The sequence below is a fragment of the Rhodanobacter soli genome (genome assembly GCF_039523495.1).
Taxonomy (GTDB): domain Bacteria; phylum Pseudomonadota; class Gammaproteobacteria; order Xanthomonadales; family Rhodanobacteraceae; genus Rhodanobacter; species Rhodanobacter soli.
In genome coordinates, this window is the sequence record NZ_BAAAFK010000001.1 from 526,409 (window position 1) to 543,824 (window position 17,416).

At 66.1% G+C, this 17,416-nt stretch carries 15 protein-coding genes; 9 read left to right on the top strand and 6 right to left on the bottom strand.

Going from position 1 to position 17,416, the window contains the following annotated elements; translation table 11 throughout:
* The first annotated feature begins 19 nt into the window (after window positions 1-19).
* The 3 genes from hemB to pyrC all read left to right on the top strand — a co-directional run bounded on the left by hemB (window position 20) and on the right by pyrC (window position 2,816).
* On the top strand, window positions 20-1,012 hold the full coding sequence (gene hemB, locus ABD024_RS02255) for a porphobilinogen synthase (protein ID WP_343849183.1): 993 nt from the start codon (window positions 20-22) through the stop codon (window positions 1,010-1,012).
* A gap of 67 nt (window positions 1,013-1,079) precedes the next feature.
* Window positions 1,080-1,496 carry a DUF4279 domain-containing protein gene (locus ABD024_RS02260; RefSeq protein ID WP_343849185.1) on the top strand — a complete coding sequence of 139 codons (417 nt, stop codon included), beginning with the start codon at window positions 1,080-1,082 and terminating at the stop codon, window positions 1,494-1,496.
* Window positions 1,497-1,763: 267 nt separating this feature from the next.
* Window positions 1,764-2,816, top strand: a complete 1,053-nt coding sequence (pyrC, locus tag ABD024_RS02265) for a dihydroorotase (protein WP_343849187.1) — start codon at window positions 1,764-1,766, stop codon at window positions 2,814-2,816.
* 6 nt (window positions 2,817-2,822) lie between these two features.
* Here the strand turns inward: pyrC and ABD024_RS02270 are convergent, their stop codons facing one another.
* The 5 genes from ABD024_RS02270 to trxA form a co-directional block, all read right to left on the bottom strand.
* Window positions 2,823-4,190 (bottom strand): glutamate--cysteine ligase, encoded by a 1,368-nt coding sequence (locus tag ABD024_RS02270; protein ID WP_343849189.1) that lies wholly within the window; start codon window positions 4,188-4,190, stop codon window positions 2,823-2,825.
* A 148-nt stretch (window positions 4,191-4,338) separates the two neighbouring features.
* On the bottom strand, window positions 4,339-5,277 hold the full coding sequence (locus ABD024_RS02275) for an ankyrin repeat domain-containing protein (RefSeq protein WP_343849191.1): 939 nt from the start codon (window positions 5,275-5,277) through the stop codon (window positions 4,339-4,341).
* Between the two features lie 408 nt (window positions 5,278-5,685).
* On the bottom strand, window positions 5,686-6,741 hold the full coding sequence (locus ABD024_RS02280) for an acyltransferase family protein (protein WP_343849193.1): 1,056 nt from the start codon (window positions 6,739-6,741) through the stop codon (window positions 5,686-5,688).
* Window positions 6,742-6,867: 126 nt separating this feature from the next.
* Window positions 6,868-8,733 (bottom strand): transcription termination factor Rho, encoded by a 1,866-nt coding sequence (rho, locus tag ABD024_RS02285; RefSeq protein WP_425543113.1) that lies wholly within the window; start codon window positions 8,731-8,733, stop codon window positions 6,868-6,870.
* Window positions 8,734-8,920: 187 nt separating this feature from the next.
* On the bottom strand, window positions 8,921-9,247 hold the full coding sequence (trxA, locus tag ABD024_RS02290; RefSeq protein WP_343849195.1) for a thioredoxin TrxA: 327 nt from the start codon (window positions 9,245-9,247) through the stop codon (window positions 8,921-8,923).
* 381 nt (window positions 9,248-9,628) lie between these two features.
* Here trxA and ABD024_RS02295 point away from each other — a divergent pair, with 381 nt between their 5' ends.
* From ABD024_RS02295 to rpoH, 6 genes are all read left to right on the top strand, one after another.
* Window positions 9,629-11,374, top strand: a complete 1,746-nt coding sequence (locus tag ABD024_RS02295) for a DEAD/DEAH box helicase (protein WP_343849197.1) — start codon at window positions 9,629-9,631, stop codon at window positions 11,372-11,374.
* Between the two features lie 111 nt (window positions 11,375-11,485).
* Window positions 11,486-12,163 (top strand): cell division ATP-binding protein FtsE, encoded by a 678-nt coding sequence (ftsE, locus tag ABD024_RS02300; protein WP_056388132.1) that lies wholly within the window; start codon window positions 11,486-11,488, stop codon window positions 12,161-12,163.
* Window positions 12,160-13,140: a permease-like cell division protein FtsX gene (gene ftsX / locus ABD024_RS02305; RefSeq protein WP_343849200.1), complete on the top strand. Its 981-nt coding sequence runs from the start codon at window positions 12,160-12,162 to the stop codon at window positions 13,138-13,140. The genes ftsE and ftsX overlap by 4 nt, the downstream gene beginning before the upstream one ends.
* 140 nt (window positions 13,141-13,280) lie before the next feature.
* Complete coding sequence (locus ABD024_RS02310) at window positions 13,281-14,123, top strand: response regulator (RefSeq protein ID WP_343849202.1); 843 nt, start codon at window positions 13,281-13,283, stop codon at window positions 14,121-14,123.
* Window positions 14,120-14,842, top strand: a complete 723-nt coding sequence (gene ung / locus ABD024_RS02315; protein ID WP_343849204.1) for a uracil-DNA glycosylase — start codon at window positions 14,120-14,122, stop codon at window positions 14,840-14,842. Before ABD024_RS02310 ends, ung begins: the two co-directional genes overlap by 4 nt.
* A gap of 159 nt (window positions 14,843-15,001) precedes the next feature.
* Window positions 15,002-15,868: an RNA polymerase sigma factor RpoH gene (rpoH, locus tag ABD024_RS02320; protein WP_343849206.1), complete on the top strand. Its 867-nt coding sequence runs from the start codon at window positions 15,002-15,004 to the stop codon at window positions 15,866-15,868.
* Between the two features lie 84 nt (window positions 15,869-15,952).
* Here the strand turns inward: rpoH and ABD024_RS02325 are convergent, their stop codons facing one another.
* A complete protein-coding gene (locus ABD024_RS02325; protein WP_343849208.1) occupies window positions 15,953-17,356 on the bottom strand; it encodes a S41 family peptidase in 1,404 nt (467 codons plus the stop codon).
* Window positions 17,357-17,416: the final 60 nt, after the last annotated feature.

Consider the following 17,416-nt stretch of genomic DNA (forward strand, 5'->3'; position numbering starts at 1 on the left):
CGTCCCACGAGACCCTGCCATGAGCTTTCCCGCCACCCGCATGCGCCGCATGCGCCGCGACGCCTTCTCCCGCGCCCTGATGCGCGAGCACACCTTGCTGCCGAGCGACCTGATCATGGTCGCGTTCGTGATCGAGGGCGAAGGCCAGCGCGAAGCGGTGCCGTCGATGCCGGGCGTGGACCGGCTGTCGATCGACGAGCTGCTGAAGCTGGCCGGCGAATGCGTGCGCCTGGGCATCCCGGCGCTGGCGCTGTTCCCGTCGCCCGGTGCCGAGGTGAAATCGCTCGATGCCGGCGAAGCCTGGAACCCCGACAACCTGATGCACCGCGCCACCCGCGCGCTGAAGGCGAAGTACCCCGAACTGGGCCTGATCGGCGACGTGGCACTGGACCCGTACACCACCCACGGCCAGGACGGCCTGATCGACGACGACGGCTACGTGATGAACGAGCCCACCGTCGAGGCGCTGATAAAAATGTCGCTGGCGCAGGCCGCAGCCGGCATGGATTTCGTGGCGCCGTCGGACATGATGGACGGCCGCATCGGCGCCATCCGCGACGCACTGGAAGAAGCCGGCCACATCCACACGCGCATCCTCGCCTACTCGGCGAAATACGCTTCCGCGTTCTACGGCCCGTTCCGCGATGCGGTGGGTTCGTCGGCGAACCTCGGCAAAGGCAACAAGCACACCTACCAGATGGACGTGGGCAACAGCGACGAGGCGCTGCGCGAGATCGAACTGGACCTGCTCGAAGGCGCCGACGTGGTGATGGTGAAACCCGGCATGCCGTACCTCGACGTGCTGCGCCGGGTCAAGGACACCTTCGGCGCACCGACCTTCGTCTACCAGGTCAGCGGCGAGTACGCGATGCTGAAAGCCGCCTCGCAGAACGGCTGGCTGGACGAGAAGTCGGTGGTGCTGGAATCGCTCACCGCGATGAAGCGGGCGGGGGCGGATGCGATTCTTACTTACTATGCGATTGATGCGGCGCGGTGGTTGCGCGGAGCGTAGACGGCTTGGGGCGCGGTTGGCGTCTTTCAAAGGTCTTTTCAGAGTCCCTTTTCTTTTCGAGTGATGCATGTCGGAAATCCAACATTCAATCGCGACATTGCGTATTTGGGGGGATGCATTGCTGCCCGAAGAGATTTCGCGAATGCTTGGTTGCGAGCCAACCGACGCAGAGACAAAGGGCCAGACGCTGACCGGCAAAGTTTCAGGCATGAAACGCATCGCTCGTACTGGAACGTGGAGGCTTCGCGCCACAGACCGCGAGCCCGAGGATCTTGAAGCTCAGATTGATGAGCTTCTTGAACAACTTACGGATGATCTCGCTGTGTGGTCAGAGATTTCGCGGCGGTTCAAGATGGATTTGTTTTGCGGGCTCTTCATGAAATCCACCAACGATGGATTGTGCATATCGTCAAAGCAGCTGGCCGCTTTGGGCTTGCGAGGTATTGAGCTGGAGCTTGATATTTACGATCCAACCAGGCCTTAGTATCAGCGCCGAAAGGATGCTATCGGGGTCAAGTCAATTCTGCGATAACGCAGCGCGCGTCACGGAGGCAAGAGCTTTCGTGCGCCTGCGGCGCCCGAGTCACTTTCTCTTTGGGTACTTCTCTTTTGGACAAGCAAAAGAGAAGTACCTCGCCCTCCGCAGGAGGACGAAAGCTCTGCTCTTGACCTTGATCCATCAAAGCCGGCAACTGAAATGCGTCCGCGCGGTACCATAGTCATCTCCGACCGCAAGCCGAGTTCGCCACCCATGTCCCCCGCGCGCCTAGGAATCACCCGTCCCGACGACTGGCACCTGCACCTGCGCGACGGCGATGCGCTGGCCTCAGTGATCGGCCACACCGCGCAGCGCTTCGCGCGTGCCATCGTGATGCCGAACCTGAAGCCGCCGGTGACGACGGTGGCGCAGGCCGAAGACTATCGTCGACGGATTCTGGCGAGCTTGCCGGCAGGTTCGCGCTTCCAGCCGCTGATGACGCTGTACCTCACCGAGAACACGCCGGTCGAGGAAATCGTCCGCGCCAAGGCAAGCGACAGCGTGTTTGCCGTGAAGTACTACCCGGCCGGGGCCACCACCAATTCCGATTCGGGTGTGCGCGAGCTGTCGCGCGTGTATGCCGTGATCGAAGCGATGCAGAAGCACGAGCTGCCCTTGCTGCTGCATGGCGAGGTCACCGATCCGGACATCGACATCTTCGACCGCGAACGCATTTTCATCGAACGCCATCTGCTGCCGCTGCAGGCCCGGTTTCCGGCACTGCGCATGGTGCTGGAGCACATCACCACCCGTGATGCGGTCGACTTCATCCGCAGCGCCCCGGCCAACGTGGCGGCCACCATCACCGCGCATCATCTGCTGCTCAACCGCAACGCGCTGTTTGCCGGCGGCATCCGCCCGCACCACTACTGCGCGCCGATCCTCAAGCGCGAGACGCACCGCGCTGCGTTGCTGCAGGCGGCCATCAGCGGCGACGCGCATTTCTTCCTCGGCACGGACAGCGCGCCGCATCCGCGCGAAGCGAAGGAAACGGCGTGTGGCTGCGCGGGGCTGTATACCGCGCATGCGGCGCTCGAGTTGTATGCCGAGGCGTTCGAGCAGGCGGGCCGACTGGATCGGCTGGAAGCGTTCGCCAGCTTCCATGGCGCCGATTTCTACCGGCTGCCACGGAACCGGGATCGCATCGCACTCGAGCGCACGCCATGGATCGTGCCGGACGAATACCCGCTGGCCGGGTCCACCTGCACGCCGATGCGCGCGGGCGAGTCGGTAGCGTGGTCGTTGGTGGAAACGACCACGCCCTGACTGTCCTCAGTAGGCGAACTCGCGGAACACCGGATCGACGCTGCCGTTCCACGCGTCGTGGAACAGTTCCAGCTTGCGCTCGGCCGGGGTCTGGTTGGCCTGCACGATCTCGATCATCGGTTCGAGGAAGATGCTTTCGTCGGCCCCGTTACGGTTGAGGCGGGCGCGCCGCTTGAGGCCGTGGCCGGCGATCTTCAGTGCCTCCTCGGCGAGGTCGCGCACGCTGCCGCCACGGAACGGCAGCTTCAGCGCGTGCTTCGGCACGCCGTCGCGCAGCGCGTGGCGTTCCTCGCGGGTGAAGTCCTTGACCAGGTCCCACGCGGCGTCCAGCGCCTGCTGGTCGTACAGCAGGCCGACCCAGAACGCGGGCAGCGCGCACAGCCGGTTCCACGGGCCGCCGTCGGCGCCGCGCATCTCCAGGTACTGCTTCAGGCGCACCTCGGGGAAGGCGGTGGTGAGGTGGTCGGCGAAGTCCTTCATGGTGGCGTGGGTGCCCGGCAGCATCGGCAGTTCGCCGGCCAGGAAGCGTTTGAAATCCTGCCCGGCCAGGTCGATGTAGCGGCCGTCCTGGTAGCTGAAGTACATCGGCACGTCGAGGATGTAGTCGACGTAGCGCTCATAGCCGAAGTCATCGGCGAACACGAAGTCGAGCATGCCGGTGCGATCCGGATCGGTGTCGGTCCAGATGTGCGAACGGTACGACAGATAGCCGTTTGGACGTCCTTCGGTGAACGGCGAGTCGGCGAACAGCGCGGTGGCGACCGGCTGCAGCGCCAGGCCGACGCGGAACTTCCTGATCATGTCCGCTTCGGACGAGAAATCCAGGTTCACTTGTACGGTGCAGGTGCGCGTCATCATGTCCAGGCCGAGCGAGCCGACCTTGGGCATGTACTCGCGCATGATCTTGTAGCGGCCCTTGGGCATCCACGGCATCTCGTCGCGGCGCCACTTCGGCTGGAAGCCCATGCCGAGGAAGCCCATGCCCATGCCGTCGGCGACCGAGCGCACTTCCTCCAGGTGCGAGTTCACCTCGCAGCAGGTCTGGTGGATGGTTTCCAGTGGTGCGCCGGACAACTCCAGCTGGCCGGCCGGCTCCAGCGTGATCGAGGCAGCATCCCGCGAAAGTGCCACCGGATTCGCGCCCTCGCGGGCCACGTCCCAGCCGTAGCGGGTGGCGATGGTTTCCAGCAGCAGCTTGATGCCGCGGTCGCCCTCGAACGTGGGCGGGCGCAGCGTGTCGGTGAGAAAGCCGAACTTCTCGTGCTCGGTGCCGATACGCCACGCCTCGCGCGGCTTCTCGCCGGCAGCGAGGTAGTCGGCAAGCTGCTGGCGGCCCTGGATCGGGGTGCTCTTGACGGCACTGGGTATGGACACGGGCGAAGCCTCGCTGGGTGAGGCTCTGACTATGGAGGCGCCACGGAGCCACGAAAAGGGGTTGACGAGAAATAATTGTACGTGGCGGTACAGATGGCGGCGTGGCGCCTGTTAGTTGAATCGCCGAACGGGTGTCCGGGAGCCGTTGTCAACGGCTAGAAGCGCTGGCCTTGTCAAGTTCAGGGCAGCTCAGTCGGGCGACCAGATCATCGGGCAGCTTCTGGCGGCGACCTATCTCGGCATCGCTGGGCAATGTCCTCTTCGGCCTGTGATGTTTGGCCTGGTAGGCATCAAGCCGTTGCTGGCGGCTTCGATATTCGGCGCAAGGATCGGCGCCATGGTCGAGCAAGAGCTTCACCATGGCCGCATTGCCTTGGACGATGGCCGTAGTCAGTCCATCGGCGGATTCGCCCACTGTGCTCGAGGGGGCGGCGCCGTTATCGAGCAGACGTTTGACGATGACCGGGTCATCAGCGGTCACCGCCATTGCCATGACATCGTTGCTATTCGGTATCCGTGCCTTCAGGTTGGCGTGGTGATCCAGCGCGACGTCGAGTGTCGCCAGGTCGCCGCACTGCGCGGCGATGGTTGCCGCGGGGCCGTCGAGTCGGCCGTCGAACAGGAAAACAGCATCCAGTTCACGTGCTGTCTTCGGAGCTGGGTCGACGGTAGCCCACTTGGGATCCTTCTTCACTTCCGCCATGAGCTCATCCCGAACCTCGCGCTTGAGGTCGGGCAGCGCTCCCTGATCATCGACCAAGGCACCGCCGTCCAGCAGGCCGGCCACCATTGCGGGATTTCTGGCGTAAGTCGCGATGACCAGGGCGGATTGCCGCCAACGGGCAGCGTCCGCGGTATCCATAGCATCCAGTTGTTGGCGCACCTGCGCCAACTTGCCGTCGATCACATTGACGATAAGCGCGTTGACGGCGGGTGGCGCATCGAAGGCATCGTGAACGGCGAGCGTGCGCGCCAAGGCGGTCTGAGCTGGGCAAATGAGGGTCAGCGGGGGGTGAGGTTTTTCAACGCCCTTGGCGGTGCCCGCTAGCAGAAATCCAGCGACCAGCAGAGCTATGCGAGGCAGCATGTGGATGTTCTCTCTGAGCCAACCATCATTGCAGGCTAGCAGGGATCGGGGTGCTCTTGACGGCACTGGATATGGACACGGGCAAAGCCTCGCTGGGGGAGCCGACACTGTGGGGGCGGCGCAAGGCGACGAAAGGGGGCGTCGTGGGATGCGGGATCGGAACCTCATTGGAGCAGCATCGCCCGGATGGCGCCTTGAGCTGGATCAGGCATGTGACCCCGCAGGGCGTTAACCGTTGACTGTCATTCTGCGGTCGCGGGAAGCATCGGAGCCGCCCCCATCCCGCCTTTCCGGCGTTTCATCGGAGGAAGGAATCGTCGCCGGGCCTGCCCGCCGTGTCGGGTTGCGAGCGGTGCATCCGTCGGATGCGGCAGCCCGCTCGGCGATAGGGCATCGTGCCCGGCTTCGTCAGTGGGCGAAGTCCGGAAACCAGCCGCGAAGCCGTCGCTTCAGTGACAGCGCCGGCGCCTCCACCGCATGCCATGAGCACCAGGCGAGCAGGAGGGTGGCGATGCCCGCGACGCTTGCGGTCGCCAGATAGGATGGCGTCGCCGGCCACAGCCGAACCGTCAACTGCTGCACGAAGTATGCGTATAGATAGGTGCTGTAGGACAGGTCGCCGAAGCGGGCCGCGGAACGCAGCCCCGGAGTGCTTTGCCGTCCGAACCACAGGGTCAATGGCACCATCACGGCCCACTGCGCCAGTCGCGCGTGTTGCAGCAGTGCGGCGGCAAGCAGGCAGGCCGCTACGGCACCGGCCATGAGCAGGCGCCGACCACTGATTTCGGCGGCGAACTGGCGCGAGCAGACGCCGGCCAGGAAGAAGGCCGTGTAGAAGTAGCAGAGGTTGTCGAAAGCGTCGTCCCGGGAATGTCCGGGCAGCGTCTTGGCGTACATCACGGCGACCACGGCCAGTGCAAGCAGGGTGAACACCCGCCGCCGCAGGCCGATGGCGCCGAGCACGGCCACGTACGCGTAGCACTTTGCCTCGAGCGGAATCGTCCACCAGCTGCCGTTGACCGCCGACAGGCTGGCGTTGGCCGGTATCGTGCCGAACACGCCGGGCAGCGTGTAGTACGGGCGCAGCTGGGCATTGAAGCTGATGAAGCGGCGCGTCTCGCGGCCGAGGTATTCATGCAGCGGCAGTGAAGTGACCGCCGCACCGGCGATCGCTATCGCGATAGTGGCGACGACCAGCGCCGGCCAGATGCGCAGGAACCGGCGCATGGCAAAGCGCATGACGTGCGGGTCGTGATACCAGCTCTCGGCCACCAGGTAACCGCTCATGATGAAAAACATCGCCACCGCGATGGAGCCGAGCGTCATGCCGTCCGCCAGCGTGGATTCGTGCATGCCCAGAAGCACGAACTGGTGGGAAACCAGCACCATCAGCGAAGCGACGAGTCGCAGCCCGTCGAAGTTGTTGGCGTGGTCGCCGGACGGCGAAGGACGAGAAGTGCCCATGACGAATATCCTTTTCGCTCGCGAATACCTGATGGTTGCCCCGATGCCGGATCGGGTGCGACCGGATTCGTGGCACCCGGAAACGGCAGGCAGAAAGAAACAGGGCCGGCGTGACCGGCCCTGTTCTCAGCGCTTCATCGAGTTGAAGAACTCGTCGTTGGACTTGGTGTTCTTCATCTTGTCGAGCATGAACTCCATCGCGGAGAGCTCGTCCATCGGATGCAGCAGTTTGCGCAGAATCCAGATCTTGGCCAGCATGTCCGGCTCGATCAGCAGATCCTCGCGGCGGGTGCCGGAGCGGTTGATGTCGATCGCCGGGTAGACGCGCTTCTCGGAGATGCGCCGGCTCAAATGGACTTCCATGTTGCCGGTGCCCTTGAACTCCTCGTAGATCACCTCGTCCATCTTGCTGCCGGTTTCGGTCAGCGCGGTGGCGATGATGGTCAGGCTGCCGCCTTCCTCGACGTTGCGCGCGGCGCCGAAGAAACGCTTCGGACGCTGCAGCGCGTTCGCGTCGACACCGCCGGTGAGTACCTTGCCGGAGCTGGGCACCACGGTGTTGTAGGCGCGGGCGAGGCGGGTGATCGAATCGAGCAGGATCACCACGTCCTTCTTGTGCTCGACCAGACGCTTGGCGCGCTCGATCACCATCTCGGCGACCTGCACGTGGCGCACGGCCGGCTCGTCGAACGTCGAGGAAATCACCTCGGCACGCACGGTGCGGGCGATCTCGGTCACTTCTTCCGGGCGCTCGTCGATCAACAGCATGATCAGATGCGCTTCGGGGTGGTTGTAGGTGATCGCCTGGGCCACGTTCTGCAGCATCATCGTCTTGCCGGACTTCGGCTGGGAGACGATCAGGCCGCGCTGGCCCTTGCCGATCGGTGCGATCAGGTCGAGGATGCGCCCGGTGATGTCCTCGCTCGACCCGTTGCCGCGCTCCAGCTTGAAGGCCTTGCGCGGGAACAGCGGAGTGAGGTTCTCGAACAGCATCTTGTTCTTCGACGCTTCCGGCGGATCGCCGTTGATGTCGTCGACGCGCAGCATTGCGAAGTAACGCTCGCCTTCCTTCGGGTGGCGCACGCGGCCGGTGATGTAGTCGCCCGTACGCAGGTTGAAGCGGCGAATCTGGCTCGGCGACACGTAGATGTCGTCCGGGCCGGCCAGGTACGACTCGTCGGCCGAGCGCAGGAAGCCGAAGCCGTCCTGCAGGATTTCCAGCACGCCCTCGGCCCAGATGCCGCCGCCGGAGCGGGCGTGCGCCTTGAGCACGTTGAAGATCACGTCCTGCTTGCGCGCGCGGGCGACGCCTTCGTGCACGCCCAGCGACTCGGCGAATTCCAGCAGCTGCGGCGCCTTCATGCGCTTGAGCTCGGTGAGGTTGATCACCCGGTCATTGCTGCCCGGGTCGGCGTTGTCGTCATCCACCGGCAGGCCGTTCGGATTGGGCCGCGGATGGTTGCCCTGCGGGCGTGGCTGCTGCGGATTGGGATTGCCGCCGCGCTCGTTGCGCCGGCGTCGGCCGCGTCCCTCGCGGGCTTCGCGACCGGCATTGTTGGGGTTGTTCTGGCCCTGGTTCTGGCCTTGATTCGGGTTCTGGCCCTGGGGTTGACCCTGAACTTGAGCCTGGTTCGGATTCTGGCCTTGACCTTGACCCTGACCCTGACCCTGCGCCTGGTCCTGGCCTTGCGACGGATTCGACTCGCGGGGTTCCTGCGTTGCCCGCGACGGGGGCGTCTCACCGTATGACGCTGGCGTCATCGACGGAGCAGCCGACGTGGCGGAAGGCGCGGATGGCGCAGGCGCCGGGCGTTCGACCGGCGCAGCAGCAGCCGGCCTGTCGACGGCCCCCACCTTCTCCGCATTAGCCGCAGCGATCGCTGCAGCCGTGCGACGCGGCGCGCGGGGGCGTGGCTCGGGCTTGCCTTCGGCAACCGGCTTGGTATCGGCGCCCTTGGCGGCGTTCGGAATGATGTTATCGGTATCGGACACGGGCAATCCTCGCGGGGCGCCGTTGAATTACAGGAGGGAGGGTGTGCGTCGCGCGGAAGGCGCAAGGGGACAGGACTGTCCCGACGGACGCGTTGAATCTAGCACCCGCTGCGCATCGGCGTAAAGCCTCGTGAGCCGGCCGTGCTCAGCCGAGCCGGCTCCGTGCAGCGGATTTGCAACGGCTGGATCAGAGGGCCTTGTCGATCATCTGGGTCAGCTGGCCCTTGCTGACGGCACCGATCTGGGTCGCCTCGACCTTGCCGTTCTTGAACACCATCAGGGTCGGGATGCCGCGCACGCCATAGGCTCGCGGGGTCTGCTGGTTCTGGTCGATGTTGACCTTGACGATGCGCAACTTGCCTTCGTATTGCTGGGCAATCTCGTCCAGCATCGGCGCGATCGCCTTGCACGGGCCGCACCATTCCGCCCAGAAATCCAGCAGCACCGGGGTTTCGGATTTGAGCACCTGCTCGTCGAAGGCGTCGTCGTTCACATGGGTAATCAGGTCGCTCACCGGGGATCTCCGTGGCTGGGGGCGCAAAATGGCAGGTGCAGAACAATGGGGTGACGGGGGCGGAAAAACAAGGAGTGACGACGGGCGGGGCCGTCATCGGCTACACTCAGGCGCCCACGAAGCGTGGGTTGGGCAGGAGGAGAGCGGCAAGTTCTCATTCCAGCGCAACTCCGGGCACGATTCAAGGGCGGCTTGCACAGCCGCCCGTCAGATCGCCGGCAAATACGGCGTCGCCAGCCGCGGCGCGACCTTGTTGACCCTGACATTGAGCCGCTTCGCCGCGCATCGCGCACCCGTCCTGCACCGCCCTCCGCCGATGTCTGGCGTCTGAGGCAGGTGCAGCGCATCACGCCGCCGTCAGGCAAGGTCAACCATCCCCATATGTCACAAACCGTACTCACCGATACCTTCTTCACCAACTTCGATCTTCATCCGCTGCTGCAGCAGGGCCTGGACGACAGCGGCTTCACCCGCTGCACGCCGATCCAGGAAATGAGCCTGCCGCTGGCGCTGGCCGGGCGTGACGTCGCCGGCCAGGCACAGACCGGCACCGGCAAGACCTGTGCGTTCCTGGTCGCGTTGATGAATCGCCTGCTGACCACGCCGGCCGTGGCCGAGCGCAAGGACAGCGACCCGCGCGCACTGGTGATCGCGCCCACCCGCGAACTGGCGATCCAGATCGAAAAGGACGCCAAGGCGATCGGCCGCCACACCGGCCTGCGCAGCGCGCTGATCTACGGTGGCGTCGACTACGACAAGCAGCGTCAGCAATTGAAGGACGGCTGCGACATCATCATCGCCACCCCCGGCCGCCTGCTCGACTACCACAAGCAGGGCGTGTTCAGTCTCAACAGCGTCGAGGTGATGGTGATCGACGAGGCCGACCGCATGTTCGACCTCGGCTTCATCAAGGACGTGCGCTTCATCTTCCGCAAGCTGCCGCCGCGCGAGCAGCGCCAGGTGCTGCTGTTCTCCGCCACCTTGAGCCACCGCGTGCTGGAACTGGCCTACGAGCACATGCACGAGGCCGAGAAGCTGGTGGTGGAAAGCGACAACGTCACCGCCGATCACGTGCATCAGCTGGTCTACTTCCCCGCGAAGGAAGAGAAGATGCCGCTGCTGCTGAATCTGCTCGACCGTTGCAAGCCGAGCCGCAGCATCATCTTCGTCAACACCAAGGCCGCCGCCGAGCGCATCACCGAACGGGTCAAGCGCCACGGCTGCCGCGTCGGCGCGATCTCCGGCGACGTGCCGCAACTGAAGCGGCAGAAGCTGCTGCAGCGTTTCAAGGACGGCCAGCTGGACATCCTGGTGGCCACCGACGTGGCCGCGCGCGGCCTGCACATTCCGGCGGTCAGCCACGTCTTCAACTACGACCTGCCGCACGAGGCCGAGGACTACGTGCATCGCATCGGCCGTACCGCGCGGCTTGGCGCCGAGGGCGACGCGATCAGCTTCGCCTGCGATCTGTACGCGATGTCGCTGCCCGACATCGAGACCTATATCGGGCAGAGCATTCCGGTCGCGCAGATGGATCCGGAATTGCTGGTGATGCCGAAGCCGCGCGCGGTCGACCCCGAGTTCGCCGCGAACGCCGCCGCCGACAGCGCCGCGTTCGGCGACGTGGTACCGCCGCGTCCGGGCGAGAAGCCGCGCCATGGTGGTGGCCGCAGTGGCGAGCACGGTGGCAGCAGCCGCGGCGCCACGCGTCCGCCGCGCGAGCGCCGGCCGGCCGCGGCCGACGGCAGTGTCGCCGCTGCGGCCGAACAGCCGGTCGCCGTGGCCGTGCACAAGACCGACGCGGCCCCGGCGGCGGACGCCGGCGCGGCTACCGAAGGCACGCACAAGCCGCGGCGCCGTCGTGGCGGGCGCAATCGCCGGCGCGAAGGTGCGCCCACCAATGGCGTCGAGACGACCGGCCACCAGGCCGCGGTGGCCGAGGGCAATCGCGCGCCGCGCGGCGAGCGTCGCCCGTCGCGCGAACGCAATGCGGCCGAGTCCGCCGGCACGGTGCACAGCCGGCCGTCGCGGCAGGTCGCGGTAACCTCGGGCAAGGCCGTCGAACACGCCCATCCGAAAAAGCCGGGCCTGTTCCGCCGTTTGACCCGCCTGTTCACCGGCCGCTGAACGTCATGATCGCCGCGGGCTGAACCGCGGCGATCAGGGAAGTCCGCATCTTGCAGCCGGCTTCCCTTATCCTTGCATCGATACGACGACACGCAGGCTCGGGGACGCTCGGTGATCCATTTCGATCAAGTCAGCAAGCGCTACGAGGGTGGCCATGAGGCGCTCTCGCAGCTTTCGTTCGAGGTGCCGACGGGCGAGATGGCCTTCGTCACCGGGCATTCCGGTGCCGGCAAGAGCACCTTGCTCAAGCTGCTGGGACTGATCGAGCGGCCCTCGCACGGCGTGATCAGCGTGGACGGCAAGAGCCTGGCGAAGATCCGCCACAGCGGCATCCCGAAGTGGCGCCGGCATATCGGCATGGTGTTCCAGGACCATCGCCTGCTGCTGGATCGTACGGTGTTCGCCAACGTCGAGTTGCCGCTGGCGATCGGTGGCATCGCCCGCGCCGAACGCGCGCGGCGGGTGCGCGCGGCGCTGGAGAAGGTCGGCCTGCTCGCTTACGAACGGCAGCTGCCGGCGACGCTGTCCACCGGCGAACAGCAACGCGTGGGCATCGCCCGCGCGATCGTGGCGCGACCCAGCCTGCTGATTGCCGACGAGCCCACCGGCAACCTCGACCCGCAATTGGCGGTGGAGATCATGGGCCTGTTCGGCGAGTTCCAGCAGGTCGGCACCACCGTGCTGGTCGCCAGCCATGACCTGCCGCTGATCAAGCGCATGAAGAAGCGCGTTATCGTGCTCGACCACGGCCGCCTGGTGGCCGACCTGGCCGCCGAGGAGGTGCTGTGAGCACGTCGCCGGAAACCCTGCCTGTGTCGGCGGACGCGCCGCCGCGCAACGGCCACAGCCGTGGCAACCGCTTCGTCAGCTGGCAGGAGCATCACCGCTGGAGCGCGGCGTCCAGCCTGCGCCGGCTCGCCTCGCGCCCGTTCGGCAGTCTGCTCACGATCGCGGTGATGGGCCTGGCGCTGGCCTTGCCGCTGGCGTTTTACCTGCTGCTGGGCAATGTGCAGCAGCTCGGCCATGCGCTGGGCCAGAGCCAGGCGATCAGCGTGTTCCTGCAGCCGGGCCAGAGCGCCCAGCAGGTACAACTGCTCGCCCAGCAGCTGGGCGACCGCCCCGAGGTGGCCGCGGTGGTGGTGAAGACGCCGCAGCAGGGCATGGACGAACTGGCGAAGATGCAGGGCTTCTCCGGTGCCCTGCAGACACTGGACGACAATCCGCTGCCGTACGTGCTGCAGTTGCAGCCGCGTGCGGGGGTGAGTGCGCACGCGCTGGAGCAACTGGTGGCCGACGTGCGCACCCTGCGCAGCGTCGAGCTGGTGCAGGACAGTGGCAGCTGGCGGCAGCGGCTGGATGCCTTGCTCGATGTGGGCAATCGCGTGGTGCTGGTGCTGGCTTCGCTGCTGGCGCTGGCGGCGCTGCTGGTGGTCGGCAATACGATTCGGGTGGACATCGCCAGCCGCAGCGAGGAGATCGGCGTGCTGCTGCTGGTCGGCGCCAGCGGCGCGTTCGTGCGCCGGCCCTACCTGTATGCCGGGATCTGGTATGGCCTGTTCAGCGGCATCCTGGCCGCGTTGCTGGCGGTGCTGATCGAGCTGGCGCTGGCCACGCCGGTGGCGCAGTTGAGCCAGGCTTATGACGGCAAGCTGCAGGTCGGCGGCTTGCCGCCGTGGCTGTTGCTGGCGGTGCCGCTGGTCGCCGCGGCGCTGGGTTGGCTCGGCGCGCGACTGGTCAGCGCGTGGCAATTGCGCAAGGCGGCGTGACGGTCTTGCGCCGGGGTGACGTGAATCGCAGCCGCCGACACCGGATCCGGTGCACTATCCCCAGTTGCGGCGGGCGCAGGGGGTGCGCCCGCAGGTTCATCGGCGAAGGACGGCCACGGGTCGGGTGGGTGAGCTAGGGAATGAGTACGAATATCAGCAGCCGTCTGCTGACCGACGCACCACGGGTGCTGGTGGTCGATGGTTCACGTGTGGTGCGCCAGCTGATCACCCGCGTGCTGCAGGCCGAGTTGCCCGGCGTCGAGGTGGTGGGTTGCGGCGGCGGCACCGAGGCGCAGCAGGTGCTCGGTGAGGGCGTGTTCGATTTCATCACCATCGCGCTGCGCCTGCCCGACATGGACGGGCTGGAGCTGGCGCGCTTCGTGCGCGAGTCGGCGCCGCAGGCCTACGTGCCGATCGTGGTGGTCTCCGGCGACGTCGATGACCGGCTGCACCGCCGTTCGCTGGGCGAGCACGTCACCGACTACTTCGACAAGGCGCTGGGCTTCCAGGCACTGGCCGAGTTCATCCGCGGCTATGTGCGGCCCGAGAACACCGCCGAAGGCGTCGTGCTGTATGTCGAGGACAGTCGCGTTGTGGCGCTGGCGACCCGCCGCATGCTGGAGAAGATCGGCCTCACCGTGCGCCACGTGGTCAGTGTGGAGGACGCGCTCGCCTTGCTGGAAACCGCGAAGGCGCAAGGCGAGGTGGGCGCCGACGTGGTGCTCACCGATGTCAGCCTGAAGGGCGAGCTCACCGGTGGCGACCTGCTCAAGCACATCCGTGGCGAGTTCGGCTACGGCAAGGGCCGGCTGCCGGTGCTGGTGATGACCGGCGACGAGAACCCGGCCAACCAGGCCGCGCTGATCAAGGCCGGTGCCAACGACCTGGTCGAGAAACCGGTCGAGGAAAGACTGCTGGTCACCAAGCTGTTGTTCCAGCTGCGCGTGGCGAAGCACCTGCGCGGGCACGCGGCCGAGGCATGAACGACGCGGCGCGGGTCAGGCTGGAAGCCTCGTGGAAGGCGCGCATCGGCGACTACCTGCTGCGCCCCGAGATGCAGGCGCTGGCGGCGTTCCTGCGCGCGGAGAAGCAGGCCGGCAAACGGATCTACCCGCCCGGCCCCGAGATCTTCGCGGCGTTCGAGCACACCCCGTTCGACGCGGTGCGGGTGGTGATCCTGGGCCAGGACCCGTACCACGGCCCCGGCCAGGCGCACGGCCTGTGCTTCTCGGTGCGCCCCGGCGTGCGGGTGCCGCCGTCGCTGGAGAACATCTTCAAGGAGATCCAGCGCGACCTCGGCATCCCGCGGCCCGACCACGGCTGCCTCACGCCCTGGGCCGATCGCGGCGTGCTGCTGCTCAACAGCGTGCTGACGGTGGAAGAAGGTCGCGCCGGCTCGCACCAGGGCAAGGGCTGGGAGGGCTTTACCGATGCGGCGATCGACGCGCTGAACCGCGAGCGCGAAGGCCTGGTGTTCCTGCTGTGGGGCGCGTACGCCCAGCGCAAAGGCCAGCTGATCGACACCGGCCGGCACTGTGTGCTGAGCTCGGTGCACCCGTCGCCGTTGTCGGCCCACCGCGGCTTCATCGGCTGCGGCCATTTCTCCGCCGCCAACCGCTACGTGGAGGCTCACGGGCAGCCGCCGATCGACTGGTCGTTGCCGCCGAAAGCGGCACTGCAGGGCGATTTCACGCCCGCTTGAATGCGGTTTTGCCAGCCTCATATCGGGCTGGATGAGACGCTGGACAAGGGCAGTCAATATCTATACGATTTAGTTCATTAAAGCGCGGAACCAACACCGCGCTTTAGCACTCCAACTAGTCGAGTGCTAAACTTTGATGTCGTTCAGGAGGTTCCACCCATGTCTCAAGCCTTGGTGACCGCCAACTTCCCGCTGCCGAGTGTCGTCGGCAGTCTGGATGCCTATATTTCCGCGGTCCATCGGATCCCGGTGCTGAGCTCGGAAGAAGAGCAGGCGCTGTCACGCGACTACCTCGAAGAGGCCAACCTGGCCGCGGCGAAGAAGCTGGTCATGTCGCACCTGCGTTTCGTGGTGCATGTGGCGCGTGGCTACTCAGGCTATGGCCTGCAGTTGGCCGACCTGATCCAGGAAGGCAACATCGGGCTGATGAAGGCGGTCAAGCGTTTCGACCCGGATCAGGGCGTGCGCCTGGTCAGCTTCGCGGTGCACTGGATCCGTGCCGAGATGCACGAGTTCATCCTGAAGAACTGGCGCATCGTGAAGGTCGCCACCACCAAGGCGCAGCGCAAGCTGTTCTTCAACCTGCGCAAGAGCAAGAAGCGCCTGGGCTGGATGAACGCGGCCGAGGTGAGCACCGTAGCCAAGGATCTGGGCGTGCCCGAGGCGACCGTGCGCGAGATGGAATCGCGCCTGTCCGGCCGCGACATCGGCTTCGAGGCCCCGGTCGATGCCGACGATGACGCCAAGCCGGCACCGGCGGCGTTCCTGATCGACGACGGCGCCGACCCGTATGAGAACGTGTCCGACGAAGATTACGCCGACAACCAGATGCAGACGCTGACCGATGCGCTGGGCCATCTGGACCCGCGTTCGCGCGACATCATCCAGCGTCGCTGGCTGGACGACAGCAACAAGGCCACGCTGCAGGACCTGGCCGACGAGTACGGCGTATCCGCCGAACGCATCCGCCAGGTCGAGGCGAATGCGATGAAGAAGATGCGCAGCCTGTTCGCGACGGCGGCCTGAGCCACCGCGCCGCGACCAAGCGAGTTGCCCATGCAAACGGCCCCGCGAGGGGCCGTTTGTGTTTGTGCCGTCGTGGTGTACCGGTCAGCGCCGGATGGCGGCGGGCTGGCGCAGCGCCATGCCCTTGAGCACGTTCAGGGCCTGTGACAGCGCGTAGTCGCTGGTGGCCAGCTTGGCGTCGTCGGCGCTGCCGTCGTCGTTGATGTCGGTGGCGGCCTTGGCGTTCTCGTTGGCCAGGTGGTTCGGCAGGTCGGCCTCCGAGCTGATCAGCACCGGCCCGCGGTCGGATGGGTTCACGGTGAGGTCGGCCAGCGCGATGTCGGGCTTGATGCCCTCGGCCTGGATCGAGGTACCGCTCGGCGTGTAGTAGCGTGCGGTGGTGATCTTGACCGCATGCTCGGCGTCCAGCGGCAACACGGTCTGCACCACGCCCTTGCCGAACGTGCGCTGGCCCATGATCAGCGCGCGGTGGTTGTCCTTCAGCGCGCCGGAGACGATCTCGGCGGCCGAGGCGGTGCCGTTGTTGGTCAGCACGATCATCGGCGCGCCGCCGAGCTGGTCGCCCGGGTGCGCGTTGAAGCTCATGTTCGCGTCCTGCAGCCGGCCGCGCGTGGTGACGATGGTGCCGGCGTCGAGAAAGTCGTCGCTGACGCCCACGGCTGCGGTGAGCAGGCCGCCCGGGTTGTTGCGCAGGTCCAGCACGGCGCCTTTCGGCGGGCCGTTCTTCGCGATCAGCTGGCCCAGTTTCTGTTCCAGGTCGCCGGCGGTGTCGTCCTGGAACTGGCTGATCCGCACGTAGGCGTAGCCCGGCTCCAGCTCGCGCACCTTGACGCTGCTGATCGAGATGTTCTGGCGCACCAGATGCAGGTCGATCAGCTTGTCGTTGTTCTGGTGCACGATGGTCAGGTCGATCGCGCTGCCCGGCTTGCCGCGCAGCTGCTTGAACATGGTGTCCACGTTCTGCGCATCGATCAGGGTGCCGTTGATCTTGACGATGCTGTCGCCCGGCTTGATGCCGGCGCGTGCCGCCGGGGTGTCGTCGATCGGCGAGACGATGCGCAGGCCGCCGTCGACCTGCAGCACTTCGATGCCGAGGCCGCTGTACTCGCCGGTGGTGTCCTCGCTGAGCTGGGTCAGGCCGTCCTTGTCCAGGTATTCGCTGTGCGGGTCGAGGCCGCTGAGCATGCCGGTGATGGCGGCCTTCATCAGGGTCTTGTTGTCGACCTTTTCCACGTATGCCTGGCGCACCACTTCGTAGACGCGGCTGAAGTTGCGGATGTCGTCCAGATCCACCTGGCCGGTGGAGCTGGCATTGGCCGGCGCGTCGGCGCTGCTGTTGGTGGCTGGCAGGTCGACCGGCGGCGCCGCCACGCTGGCGGCGGCAGCCGGTGCGCTCTGCGCGCGGGTATCCGGCGTGGCCAGCAGGAACGGAACAGCCAGCAACAGGACCGCCAGGCCGATCGTCGGGCTAGAAGGGGAAGGACGCATGCGTGTGACTCCGTACAGCAGACAGCGCCGCGCCGGAGCGCGACGGGAAAATGTGGTCAG